General features: G+C 44.7%; 10 protein-coding genes. 5 read left to right on the top strand and 5 right to left on the bottom strand.

What is annotated here, in order from left to right; all coding sequences use genetic code 11:
- Nucleotides 1-131 precede the first annotated feature (131 nt).
- The 5 genes from R7F07_RS20765 to leuA all read right to left on the bottom strand — a co-directional run bounded on the left by R7F07_RS20765 (nucleotide 132) and on the right by leuA (nucleotide 6,096).
- Nucleotides 132-914 carry a DUF547 domain-containing protein gene (locus R7F07_RS20765; RefSeq protein WP_005383074.1) on the bottom strand — a complete coding sequence of 261 codons (783 nt, stop codon included), beginning with the start codon at nucleotides 912-914 and terminating at the stop codon, nucleotides 132-134.
- Nucleotides 915-1,249: 335 nt separating this feature from the next.
- A complete protein-coding gene (gene leuD / locus R7F07_RS20760) occupies nucleotides 1,250-1,852 on the bottom strand; it encodes a 3-isopropylmalate dehydratase small subunit (RefSeq protein WP_005383071.1) in 603 nt (200 codons plus the stop codon).
- A gap of 11 nt (nucleotides 1,853-1,863) precedes the next feature.
- Complete coding sequence (gene leuC / locus R7F07_RS20755) at nucleotides 1,864-3,264, bottom strand: 3-isopropylmalate dehydratase large subunit (protein ID WP_005379681.1); 1,401 nt, start codon at nucleotides 3,262-3,264, stop codon at nucleotides 1,864-1,866.
- A 110-nt stretch (nucleotides 3,265-3,374) separates the two neighbouring features.
- Nucleotides 3,375-4,466 carry a 3-isopropylmalate dehydrogenase gene (gene leuB / locus R7F07_RS20750; RefSeq protein ID WP_158173626.1) on the bottom strand — a complete coding sequence of 364 codons (1,092 nt, stop codon included), beginning with the start codon at nucleotides 4,464-4,466 and terminating at the stop codon, nucleotides 3,375-3,377.
- A gap of 82 nt (nucleotides 4,467-4,548) precedes the next feature.
- Entirely contained in the window at nucleotides 4,549-6,096 is a 1,548-nt protein-coding gene (leuA, locus tag R7F07_RS20745; RefSeq protein WP_005379685.1) for a 2-isopropylmalate synthase, read from the bottom strand.
- Between the two features lie 517 nt (nucleotides 6,097-6,613).
- Between leuA and R7F07_RS20740 the strand changes: the two genes are divergently transcribed.
- From R7F07_RS20740 to R7F07_RS20720, 5 genes are all read left to right on the top strand, one after another.
- Nucleotides 6,614-7,411: an SH3 domain-containing protein gene (locus tag R7F07_RS20740; protein ID WP_054574255.1), complete on the top strand. Its 798-nt coding sequence runs from the start codon at nucleotides 6,614-6,616 to the stop codon at nucleotides 7,409-7,411.
- Between the two features lie 152 nt (nucleotides 7,412-7,563).
- Nucleotides 7,564-8,112, top strand: coding sequence for a phosphatase PAP2 family protein (locus tag R7F07_RS20735; protein WP_005379690.1), 549 nt, complete (start codon nucleotides 7,564-7,566; stop codon nucleotides 8,110-8,112).
- Between the two features lie 3 nt (nucleotides 8,113-8,115).
- A complete protein-coding gene (locus R7F07_RS20730; protein ID WP_158173627.1) occupies nucleotides 8,116-9,162 on the top strand; it encodes an MJ1255/VC2487 family glycosyltransferase in 1,047 nt (348 codons plus the stop codon).
- Between the two features lie 541 nt (nucleotides 9,163-9,703).
- Nucleotides 9,704-10,663 carry a LysR family transcriptional regulator CalR gene (gene calR / locus R7F07_RS20725; RefSeq protein ID WP_005379693.1) on the top strand — a complete coding sequence of 320 codons (960 nt, stop codon included), beginning with the start codon at nucleotides 9,704-9,706 and terminating at the stop codon, nucleotides 10,661-10,663.
- Nucleotides 10,664-10,956: 293 nt separating this feature from the next.
- Nucleotides 10,957-12,765, top strand: coding sequence for an AMP-dependent synthetase/ligase (locus R7F07_RS20720; RefSeq protein ID WP_158173628.1), 1,809 nt, complete (start codon nucleotides 10,957-10,959; stop codon nucleotides 12,763-12,765).
- The last annotated feature ends 424 nt before the right edge of the window (nucleotides 12,766-13,189 follow it).

Raw genomic sequence — 13,189 nt, 5'->3', positions numbered from 1 at the left:
TTCTATCAAACATTTGGATGTAAAAAAGGGCACTCAGTGCCCTTTTTCATGTCTTAGTCTTTGAGTTGCCTGTGTCTTTAGCTTTTGGCCTATCATGTCCCTAATGCTAATTGACCTCACATCCCCCCAGTTTAGTTGGCTTGATTCAAGTCCCAATCGTATTCGTATTTCACTTTGCCAGAGAAGTTTTTGTATTGCGGAGCATACTTTGCGATGTGTTTGAAGATTTGTTTTTCTCCACCAAAGTCCGTTGCAAACCAATCATAAATAGAAGACAGCTGTGCCGTGTTACCTTGGATAGATACGCCTTTGCTGCTGTTGATAAATGTTTTGGCGGCACTATCCAGTAGAGCTTGCGTGTTGTCAGCAGTGAATGCTTGAGATTGCAGATTAGGGCATCCTAGGCTGGCACAGTTAACCGCGTAATGCGTTCTTGGGTCATTCCAAATTGGACGCAAAATTCGATGTTCAATATCGTTTAAAGTTAGATCCTTCCCATTGACCACGACCACATCGTCTCCCCAAGGACCAAAGCTAAATAAACCACCTAGCTTGGTGATTGATTCGACTGGATAGTTATCCAAAATAAGATCTACCGTGATGGCGTTGTAAAGGTTTACCCAATAGGCATATTGCTCTGCTTGGTTGTATTGTAGAGGGTCTAGTTTTGCCAAACGCTGGATGTATTGTTTCAGCTTAGTTTTATCGACAGAGGAGACTTGGCTATAACGAAACAAGGTATTCTCGCCTTGTTCAACTAAATAAGTATCGAGCAGTTGTTGCCATTCTTGATGAGAAATTTGGGTTTGGTTGGCTTGATTCGATTGTTTCCAATATGGCCATAAGTCGGATTTAGGCGCGGACAATGTCGAGAAAGAAACCAGAGCACACAACAGCAATAACAGACGCTTCATAGAGATACCTTTGAATGAGATATTGTTGATAGTGTAGACCAGTTTAGTGCTTGTTTTCTTTCAGTAATCAGTGGCCTTTATTCGCTGTCATTCCGAGGAGCATAAGCGATATCAGGAATCTAATACCCACAAACTCTTGAGTAAAGACAGTATGAATCTGTACAGTGCGCTCTGGTAGTCGATCCTGAATCACGTTCCTTCGTCGCTGTTCAGGATGACGAATTTCAACAGAGGCGTTCGGTATTCTGTAAGCAAAGCGATATGAGATCAGTCACCCAAAACAAATCAAGGGCCGACAATTGCCAGCCCTTGATTTGTGTATTTACTAACGCGTCTTAACGCAAGAAGCTTGGAATATTCGCTTCGTACTCAGCAATCTTATCTTCGTGTTGAAGGGTTAGGCCAATGTTGTCCAAACCGTTTAGCAAGCAATGACGACGGAACGAATCGATTTCAAAACCATATTCTTTGCCGTTGGCACGAACGACATTCGCTTCTAGGTCGACCTCGACTTCTGCACCTTCATTTGCCTCAACAAACTGGAAGATTTCATCCACTTCTTGTTCAGTCAAACGAACTGGCACCATTTGGTTGTTGATCGAGTTGCCGTAAAAAATATCGGCAAAGCTTGGTGCGATCATCGCTTTGATGCCGTAATCCGCTAGTGCCCACGGTGCGTGCTCACGAGATGAGCCACAGCCGAAGTTTTCACGAGCCAGCAAGATAGACGCGCCTTGGTAGCGAGGTGCGTTCATCACGAACTCTGGATTTGGCTGTTCGCCAGCATCGTCTAGGAAGCGCCAGTCATGGAATAGGTGCTTACCAAACCCTAGGCGGGAGACCTTTTGTAGGAACTGCTTTGGAATGATGGCATCAGTATCAACGTTCGCTGCATCTAGAGGAACAACTAAGCCTGTGTGTTGTTTAAAGCCTGACATTGGTTTGCTCCTTAGTCTAGTTCACGAATATCTACAAAGTGACCAGCAATTGCTGCTGCCGCTGCCATCGCAGGGCTCACTAGGTGGGTACGGCCATCACGACCTTGGCGGCCTTCAAAGTTACGGTTTGAAGTAGACGCACAACGTTCATGTGGGCCCAAACGGTCATTGTTCATTGCTAGACACATCGAGCAACCTGGTAGGCGCCACTCAAAGCCCGCTTCTTTAAAGATAACGTCCAAGCCTTCCGCTTCTGCTTGCGCTTTTACTTGCTCAGAGCCAGGAACGATCAGCGCTTGAACGTGAGGCGCGACTTTGCGACCTTTCGCTACTTCAGCGGCTGCGCGCATGTCTTCGATACGTGAGTTAGTACAAGAACCAACGAAGACTTTATCGACGTTGTAATCAGACAATGACTTGCCTGCCTCTAGGCCCATGTAAGCCAATGCTTTTTCTGCCGAGGCTTTTTCTACTGGGTCGGCAAAGCTTTCTGGTGCTGGGATAGGTTGATCTACCGCGATCACTTGGCCTGGGTTAGTACCCCAAGTGACTTGTGGTTTAATGTCTGCTGCGTTTAGCGTCACGACTGCATCAAACTGAGCATCATCGTCAGTTTTTAATGTCTTCCAGTATTCTACTGCTGCATCAAAGTCGGCACCTTGAGGTGAGAATTTACGGCCTTTGATGTATTCGAACGTGGTTTCATCTGGCGCAATCAAACCGGCTTTCGCACCTAGCTCTATCGCCATGTTACATACGGTCATGCGGCCTTCCATTGAAAGGTCAGTGATCGCTTCACCACAGAATTCAACCACGTAGCCTGTACCGCCAGCTGCTGTAGTTTCACCGATGATTGCTAGCACAATGTCTTTCGCAGTAATGCCCGGAGCTACTTTGCCTTTCACTTCGATCTTCATCGTTTTAGCGCGCGCTTGTTTTAGCGTTTGAGTCGCTAATACGTGCTCAACTTCAGATGTACCAATACCAAAAGCTAGCGAGCCGAATGCACCGTGTGTAGCAGTGTGTGAGTCACCACAAACAATGGTCATGCCCGGTAGGGTAATACCAAGCTCTGGGCCCATAACATGCACAATACCTTGGTATTTGTGGTTGATGTCGTAAAGCGTAACGCCAAACTCTTCACAGTTTTTCGATAGCGTTTCCATCTGGATACGAGCCATCTCACCCGATGCGTTGATGTCTTTGGTGGTTGTCGAAACGTTGTGGTCCATGGTGGCAAAAGTTTTGCTGACCTGACGCACTTTACGACCTTTTTCACGCAAGCCGTCAAATGCTTGCGGAGACGTCACTTCATGTACCAAGTGACGGTCGATGTACAAGATTGGGTTTTCCCCTTCTGCTGCGACGGCAACGTGTGCGTCGTAGACTTTTTCGTATAATGTTTTGCCCATTGTTTGCTTCCTTTCCTCGTTATCCTTGTTGCTTTGTTTTAGCACCAATGACTTAGAGGTAAGTCATTGGTGGATAGAGGATTTAGTATTTATTATGAATCTGTTTTGTATTAAGAGTTTAAGATGTACTCAGCGATCTTATCGCCCATCTCAGACGTCGAAAGTGCAGGGTTGTCACCAGCAAGATCGCCCGTTAGCTCCCCAGCTGAAAGTGCTTTTGATACTGCGGCTTCAATGTCTTGCGCCGCAGTTTCTTCACCTAGGCTGTAACGCAGCATCAGTGCTGCTGATAGGATTTGCGCCACAGGGTTAGCAATATTCTTACCTGCGATATCGGGTGCACTGCCACCTGCTGGCTCGTACAGACCAAATTTACTTTCGTTTAGGCTTGCTGAAGGTAGCATACCCATTGAGCCAGTGATCATTGCACACTCATCAGAAATGATGTCGCCGAAGATGTTTGAACAAAGCATCACGTCAAACTGAGCTGGGTCTTTAATCAACTGCATTGTTGCGTTATCAATGTACATGTGTGACAGCTCGACATCTGGGTAATCTTTTGCGATTTCTTCTACCACTTCACGCCATAGGATTGAGCTTTGCAGAACGTTCGCTTTATCGATTGAACACACCTTCTTACGGCGTAGACGTGCAGATTCAAAAGCGATTTTTGCAATACGTTCGATCTCAAAGCGGTGGTACACCTCAGTGTCGAACGCTTTCTCTGTTGCGCCTTCACCTTCACGACCTTTCGGTTGGCCGAAGTAGATACCACCCGTCAGTTCACGGACTACCACGATGTCAAAGCCGCGACCCGAGATGTCTGCACGTAGCGGTGAGAAAGCTTCAAGACCTGAGTGAATTTGCGCTGGACGTAAGTTACAGAACAGTTGGAAGTGTTTGCGTAGTGGAAGTAGGGCACCGCGTTCAGGTTGCTCGTTTGGTGGTAAGTGCTCCCACTTAGGGCCGCCAACCGAGCCGAATAGGACTGCATCAGACTCTTCACATGCTTTTATTGTGCTCTCTGGAAGTGGGCAACCGTGGTTGTCGATCGCGATACCACCGACATCATGCTCGTCACGCTCAAACGCAATACCATGTTTCTTTTCGATTGCATCCAATACTTTATGTGCCTGCGCCATTACTTCCGGGCCAATGCCGTCACCGGGTAGGACGGCAATTTTGTACGATTTGTCTGTCATGTTAATCCTTTAAGTTTTCTAATTTTGAGCTTAATTATTTCAACGAGCGTGTTCTTTCCTGAGCCGTGTAGCCCGGTTGTTATTACACAGTCGCAATCTTTTTCTGCTTCATTTCTTCGATTTTATCTGCACGATGAATGCTGTTAATAACGTGCAATAATGCTTGGCCGGAAGCCTCAACGATGTCGGTGGAAACACCCGTACCGTGGTATTTGCGACCTTTGTAGTTGGCAATGATGTCTGCTTGACCCAAACCATCTTCACCTTCACCTTTCGCGGTTAGGTCGAATTTATCCAGAACGATGTCGTAGCCTGTCACGCGGTAGATACATTGGTATAGCGCATCAACTGGGCCATTACCGACCGCTGCTTCACACATTTCTTCATCACCGCATTGCATTTTGATGCTGGTGGTAGCCATTACGCTGCCAGACTGCACGCTTAGGTAGCTCAATTTGTAGAAGTCATCTTCTTCACGCAAGTTCGAGAAGTGCATTAGGGCTTCTAGGTCGTAATCGAACACTTGGCCTTTGCGATCAGCAAGTTTCAAGAAATCCGCATACAGCGCGTCTAGGTTGTACTCGTCTTCGTTGTAACCCATGGTATCCATATGGCTCTTCACGGCAGCGCGACCGCTGCGGCTGGTTAGGTTCAGAGCTTGGTTTTTTAGGCCAATAGACTCAGGGGTCATGATTTCGTAGGTATTCTTATTCTTCAACATGCCATCTTGGTGGATGCCTGAAGAGTGGCTAAACGCATTTGCACCCACAATTGCTTTGTTGCTTTGAATAGGCATATTGCATAGCTGGCTAACCAACTTACTGGTGCGGTGAATTTCATCATGCTTAATGCCAGTGTGAACGCCCAAAAACTCTTGACGAGTCTTGATGATCATTGCGATCTCTTCAAGTGAACAGTTACCCGCTCGCTCTCCAATGCCATTGATCGTGCCTTCTATCTGACGTGCGCCAGCTTGAACGGCGGCAATAGAGTTGGCAACTGACATCCCCAAATCGTCGTGACAGTGAACGGAGATGATCGCTTTATCAATGTTCGGAACGCGGTTAAATAGGGTTTCAATAATCCCACCAAACTCACTTGGTACGGTGTAGCCAACGGTATCTGGAATGTTGATTGTACTCGCACCTGCATTGATGGCGGCTTCTACCATGCGACATAGGTTGTCGATTGGAGTACGACCAGCATCTTCACAAGAAAACTCGACATCATCAGTGTAGTTACGTGCATGTTTAACGGCGTTGACTGCCATTTCTAGTACATCGTCGTAGCTGCGGCGTAGTTTGTCTTCTACGTGAATGGTGGAAGTGGCTAAAAACGTGTGAATACGGAATTGGTCAGCCACTTTTAATGCTTCAGCGGCAGCATCAATGTCTTTCGCAACGGCACGCGAAAGGGCACAAACTCGACTGTTTTTTATGTTTTTTGCGATGGTTTGTACAGACTCGAAATCACCTGGTGAAGAGATTGGGAAGCCAGCTTCGATAACATCAACGCCGAGTCTTTCCAGCGCATAGGCAATCTGCAGTTTTTCTTTAACCGTCAAGCTTGCTGACAACGCTTGCTCGCCATCACGCAATGTGGTGTCGAATATAATGACCTGATCGTTCATGTTTGCTTCCTTCCTGATTTCTGCACTTTTGCGCAAGTGAATCGTTTACTTCCAGTATTTAGATATAAAAAAACCCGCATTCTCATGCGGGTTCTTAGAAATTGGTGTGGTTATTTTTCTTCCACAGCCTACCCGCGCGAACTGGTCACGATCAGGAGGAGGCTAAGCAGGATAGAAAAATGAGCTGACATAGTTGTTAAGCTTTCCACAAAATTAAGTTAACAAATTAGTACCGCACTCCATGAAGCGCGTCAACCCTAAAGTCGATTTTTTATTCATATCGGATGAGTCTTTTCGTTTGCTTGAAAAAAATGATGCACTAAGTGAAACGACATGATGCGATAGAAACGTGCTAGAAGAAGTAAGTTCTCATCAAGTTTGCGACGTTTCATTACCAAAACAAGCATCGGGATTGCGACTTGTCACACAAAGGTCCGAATTGTTTGGCAAAAGTTTTGAATGACCATTTATAGTAGTGCAGTTGCACTAGGTAAAAGAAATAAGGGTTAGGGAAAGAATGAGGTTAACAAAACAATTTGGACGTTCAGCCATAGTATTTACTCTGGTCAGCTTGTCGGGTTGTCAGCTGTTTCAATCGCAGACCTATGTGGAAGTGGCTTCCCCCGTTGTTATGAATGATCACTCGCAGAGCGTCATGGTTATCAATGATCAAATGGATCGATTTTTGAGTTATGAGGGACGCGAATCGTTCTTGAATCAGATGCTTGTTGCCCTTGAGTCTGACAGCCGAAATAAGTTTAAAGGTAAAGATCCGGAAACGTATTCTTGGTGGAAGATCCGCGTTCAACCTAGTGAGAAACAGCAAGCGGAAGTTTTCCGACCAACCACTGAAGGTGTCGATACTTCAAACCCAGTAGAGTTTATGGATGTTTCTTACCGCTCTAAGACCACATTAAACCTACGCTCCAAACCGAGTCTTGAAGGGGCAAAGCTTGGCGTATTATCGAAAGGGGAAGTCTTTAATGTGCTAGCAAAAGTGGTTGATCAACCTTGGTTTCTCGTTGAACAGAAAGGAGTGATAAAAGGTTATGTCCATAAGGATTATGCGCGCAGCAATGTGATAAATCGTGACATTTTATCTACTCAGCCTAACCCTCTACTAGAGCCTAACTCGAGTAAAACGGAGCAAACGAGTATAGAGCATGAACTGTCGGGAAACTATACTTGCCGCTCACTGAGCTATGAGCTTACAAAAGATGGCGACATGACGACGGGCTCTTTGCGCGCCTGCCGCAAGAAGAGAAAAGTCTGGTATATAGACACCCCTCAACCGCAACCATCAAACCCTTCTTAATGTTCTATTTTTATGGTTATGCCCAATAGATAAATTGTTGGGCACACCTTAATTTGGCCTTTGTCATTAATTGTCCAAACTCCCGTCATGCTGTTGTCACCTAAACCTCCTACTTTTCACACAAAGGCGTTGTCAAAGTAAGGAAAGGTCACATGCGAACCATAGAGACAATTACACAGCCAATTGCAACCATTGCTAAGTTTGATTTAGCGCTCTCTAGTGTTTGTCTTAAGCACCGTTTTAATCAACAAGTCGCCAATATCAGCAAAGGAGTCTCCCACAGTGGTGACGGGCACCTTTACTTGGTGTTGGGTTTATTAGCTTGGTATTTAGATAAGGAGCAAGGAGTCTGGTTTTTACTGGCGGGTTTACTTGCTTTTGCTATCGAGCTACCAATTTATTGGACGCTGAAAAATAGTTTTAAGCGTCGTCGTCCTGAAGAGCTTAGTGCACTCCTTCCTGCTTTTATTACCCCCTCTGATCGCTATAGTCTTCCTTCAGGACACACTGCCGCTGCGTTTGTCATGGCGACGCTGATTGACCATTTCTATCCGAGCCTAGGCGTTGCTGCATTCTTTTGGGCAAGTTTAATCGGAACCGCGCGAATCTTATTGGGTGTGCACTTTTTTACCGATGTCATCATTGGTGCACTGCTTGGCAGTCTTTGTGGTGGATTAGCGATTGCGATGTTGGGAGGCTAATTGATGAAAATCTTGTACGGTGTTCAAGGGACAGGAAACGGACATATTGCACGCGCAAGGGCGATGAGTCATGCGTTTAAAGAGCACGATGTTGAGGTCGACTTTTTGTTTTCTGGGCGAGCGCCGGAAAAATATTTTTCAATGGAAGCATTTGGCGATTACCAGACTCGCCGAGGCTTCACCTTTATTACCGAAAAAGGCTCTGTAAACTACGCGAAAACAGCATTGAATAACAATTTGGTGCAGTTTTTCAAAGAAGTTAAGCAACTCGATCTGTCGTCCTACGATCTTATCATTAATGATTTCGAACCTGTGACAGCGTGGGCAGCGAGACAACAAAATAAACCTTCTATTGGTATCAGCCACCAAAATGCTTTTCGTTATCCGGTGCCACTAAAGGGAGCAAGTTGGTTAGATAAATCCGTCATTGAATACTTTGCGCCTTCTCAACACCACCTTGGTTTGCATTGGCATCATTTTGATCAACCTTTGTTACCGCCGATAGTGCATACCGTCGATAGCCAAGCAGAAAACGACGACTTCGTGTTGGTGTATCTACCGTTCGAATCGATTGAAGATATCTCGGACTTATTGTTCCACTTTAATCAACAAGCGTTTATCTGTTATCACCCGGATGTGATCGAATGTGAGCAGGTAGAAAACATAGAACTGCGCCCTTTATGCCACAGCAACTTCCAACATCATTTGCATCGCTGTAGTGGTGTCATTGCTAATGGTGGGTTTGAGCTTCCTTCAGAAGCCTTGTCTTTGGGGAAAAAATTGTTACTAAAGCCACTCGCGGGTCAATTCGAGCAGCAGAGCAATGTTGCGACCTTAGAAGACTTAGGGCTTGCGATGTCGATGGAGAGCTTAGACATTTCCGTAGTACGCCAGTGGCTAAAGGAGCAACAAGCCGAAAGTGTGAAATACCCAGATGTTGCTCAGGCTATTGTTCATTGGGTACTGCAAGGTGCATGGGATTCAAAAGCAGAGTTATCCAGACAACTGTGGGAGCAGGTTGATTTTCCAAGTTACGTGTCGAACATTTAAGTACGTTGTTCCTTCCATTTTTGACACGATTTTGTTGCAGCCTTTCTGTTTGGAAGGCTGCATTTTTATTCTTCCTCTCTCATTTCTATTCAGTGTGTATTTGCTGATAATTTGACTGATAAGTGCAAAATTCAATCAGAGATATAGCTGTCATCTGTTGTTCTTATTTCAACTAATAACTGAGCTAAATGTATGCTTGTGTTGAACGCCTGTCCTATCAATTTGCTAAATACGTCCTCAAAGAATGCATTTTTACGTGTTTTATAGTTTTTTATGTTTTTATCAAGCTTTTGTTATTTAACAAATAAATACCTAATTGGCTAAAATTTACTGATTAAATATCAATCTAGTTGCGAAACCGCAATCGATTAGTTGATAGTACAGTTCGAGCCGGAAGTATCCGGACGATAAATATAATAAAAAGTTAGGTTATCTATTCGTAAAATGATTCGAATCCAGCCGCCGTCTTTTGTGCGAGATGGGATTCTATTCGTTATGAATTTAATGAACAAAGTTGACGATTACAAAAGAGGCGCACTCAATGTTAGAGAAGAAAGACGCGATGAGCGCAATTGCTAGCTACCGTATGGAAAGCACTTTGCGTGGTGTAGATTTAAACCTACTGACTGTATTTGATGCTGTAATGCAAGAGCAAAATATTACTCGTGCAGCACATAACCTAGGCATGTCTCAACCGGCGGTAAGTAACGCCGTGGCACGCTTAAAAGTGATGTTTAACGACGAGCTATTCATGCGCCAAGGCCGTGGTATTCAGCCTACGCAACGAGCTCGTCAACTGTTTGGCCCTATTCGCCAAGCACTACAGCTGATTCGCAATGAACTTCCTAGCTCTGTATTCCAACCAGAATCTTCGACTCGCTTATTCAAGCTTGCGATTTGCAGCCCTTGTGACATGCGTTTTGCTCCGAAGATCATGGCAAAAGTGAATCAACAAGCACCAAACGTTCAGCTTCATCTAGATGCAGAATTTGACCGTTTGTTGTCTGAGCGTATGCGCTACCAAGAAATTGATTTCGTGATCGACTACGCTCGTTTTGATGAGCAAGGTTTCTCAAGTACTGAAATCTTCAAAGATGAATTAGTGGTTATCGCATCAAAAACCCACCCACGCATTCAAGGTGGTGTGACGGCTGAGCAACTGCTTAACGAAAAGCATGCGAAGTTATCGAAAGTGCATGGCCAACGTAGTTTCTCAGAGCAAGCGTACCGTGAACTGGATTGCCAAGCGGCGTATGAAGGTTCTAGTTTAAGCAACCTACTATACGTGGTGGGTCAATCTGAGCTTGTGACTATTGCACCACGTTGGATGGCGGAAAATGCGGTAAACAGCGATCAACTGCAAATTCTTGATTTCCCATTTGCGAACAAAGAAATCAGCGGATTCTTAAGCTGGCATGAATCAAGTGAAAAAGATAAAGGCCACATTTGGCTACGCGATCAACTGATGATCACTTGTGGTGAAGTCGTTGCCGCAAAATAAGATGACGTTTGGTCTTCTCGATTAGACCATATTGGTAATCATCAATTTTTACAATTCATTGGTCCCCGAGCGATTTTTGTCTCTCGGGGCTTTTTGTTTTCGTAATCAACAATCGAAACAGTAAGTTAAATAGAGTAATCATTCAGCAATTTGAGGTACGTTCGCGACGTATAAGTGATAGTTGTCTCTTATTAGTGATAAGTTTGATACTGGTCAGTTGCGTTTTAGCAAGCCGTGAGTACACTTGTTCGCTCAATTAGCTTACGCCTGTAAGCCAAAAGGTAAGTAAAAGAATGGCCAAGTTAGATTTTCATATCGTTAAACGTATTCGTGAACAAATTGCGAACGGTGGTACACGCGTTGCACTCAAGCATAAAGTGGGTGAGGAGTGGCAAGGTATTACGTGGACGCAATTTGGTCAGCAAGTTGATGCTTTATCACTTGCACTTTTGGCTCAGGGATTAGGAGTCCAAGATAAGATCGGCATTTTCTCGAACAACATGCCGCAATGGACGATCGCTGATATCGCAGCACTGCAATTACGCAGCGTGACAGTACCTATTTACCCAACCAATACTGCCGCCCAGTCGGCGTACATCATTAACAATGCAGACGTCAAAGTTCTGTTTGTTGGTGAACAGCCTCAATTTGATGCAGCAGTGAGCATTTTCGACCAGTGCGAACAGTTAGAGCTCATTGTTGCGATGTCTGATGATATAGAACTTGGCGATCATGATTTCGTTATCTCTTGGCAAGCATTTGTTGCCAAAGGCGACGCTACATATCAAGTTGAATTGGACGCGCGTTTAGATCAGGCAAAAGAAGATGATCTACTCACGCTGATCTACACCTCGGGTACAACAGGCCAGCCAAAAGGCGTTATGTTGGACTACGCAAACATTGCGGCGCAATTGGAAGGGCACGATCAGCGCTTGAGCCTTTCTCAAAGTGACGTGTCATTATGTTTCCTTCCGTTGTCACACGTATTTGAGCGCGCTTGGACCTTTTATGTATTGTACAAAGGGGCGACCAACTGCTATTTGCAAGACACCATGCAAGTACGTGATGCACTGAGCCAGGTGCGACCTACCGTGATGTGTGCCGTACCGCGTTTCTATGAGAAGATCTTCTCTGCGATTCACGAGAAAGTGTCTCGCGCGCCGATTCATCGTAAGATCATGTTTACTTGGGCAGTCAACATGGGCGCAAAAATGGCCGCTTGTCATCAAGAAAAACGTCAGCCATCGTTCTTGCTGCGTAAGTCATACGCTTTGGCGGATAAGTTGGTTCTGAGCAAACTGCGTGCGCTACTTGGCGGGCAAATCAACTTTATGCCTTGTGGTGGTGCAAAGCTGGATGAAACCATCGGTCGATTCTTCCATGCGATTGGTATCAACGTTAAGTTGGGCTACGGCATGACTGAAACCACGGCGACAGTATCGTGTTGGGATGATAAATGTTTTAACCCCGACTCTATTGGTATGTCGATGCCTGGCGCACAGGTTAAGATCGGCGAAAACAACGAGATTCTGGTTCGTGGTCCAATGGTGATGCGTGGCTATTACAAAATGCCAGAAGAGACGGAAAAGACCTTTGATGAGCACGGTTTCCTAAAAACGGGCGACGCTGGTTACATTGATGAAAATGGCAACTTGTTCATCACCGACCGTATCAAAGAGTTGATGAAAACTTCAGGTGGTAAATACATCGCTCCACAAATGATTGAAGGTGCGATTGGTAAAGACCACTTTATCGAGCAAATCGCAGTCATTGCGGATACTCGTAAGTTTGTTTCTGCGCTTATCGTGCCTTGTTATGACTCGCTAGAAGAGTACGCGAAAGAGCTGAATATCAAATATCACGATCGCGTTGAGTTGATTAAGCACCACCAGGTGGTCGAAATGCTTGAGAAGCGTGTGAACGATCTTCAAAAAGAGTTGGCAAAGTTTGAACAAGTGAAGAAGTTTAAACTGTTACCAAGAGCTTTCTCTATGGATGATGGTGAGTTAACGCCAACTCAAAAACTTCGTCGTAAAGTCATCAATGACAAATACCAAGATGAAATTGAAGAAATGTATAAGGAAAAGTCGGATAAAAAGTAACTTAAGCTGACTTAGATTTTATATTGATGAAAAAATCCCCAGTGATGTGATCGCGCATTGCTGGGGATTTTTGTTTGTATTGATTTTTTCTGCTTTGCTCGTCAAATAACGCTATTTCGCACCCAATAGCTAAAAGCTTATGAAATAATGTTCTTTTTTTGAGCGTTGAATTTTTAGTTTGTACTGTGAAATAGGAGATGTGTGGCTGCTATTCCTACTAACATTCTAATTACTAGTATCTTGTTTAAAAAGTAGACCAATCTCTCATTAGACCCTTTGATAATAAAACGTTACATTTGTTGGGTAACCTTGCGGGATGTTATGACGAACGCAAGACATAGCCGAAAACGTGGAAGTATTTCGATTAGGCTACGAATAAGACCTAGACTATGTAAAACCAGACCAATCCGTTGACCTTACGGTG

The organism is Vibrio sp. YT-16 (genome assembly GCF_033337405.1).
In the GTDB taxonomy this organism is placed as follows: Bacteria; Pseudomonadota; Gammaproteobacteria; order Enterobacterales; family Vibrionaceae; genus Vibrio; species Vibrio alginolyticus.
This window is presented reverse-complemented; position numbering and strand designations above follow the sequence as displayed.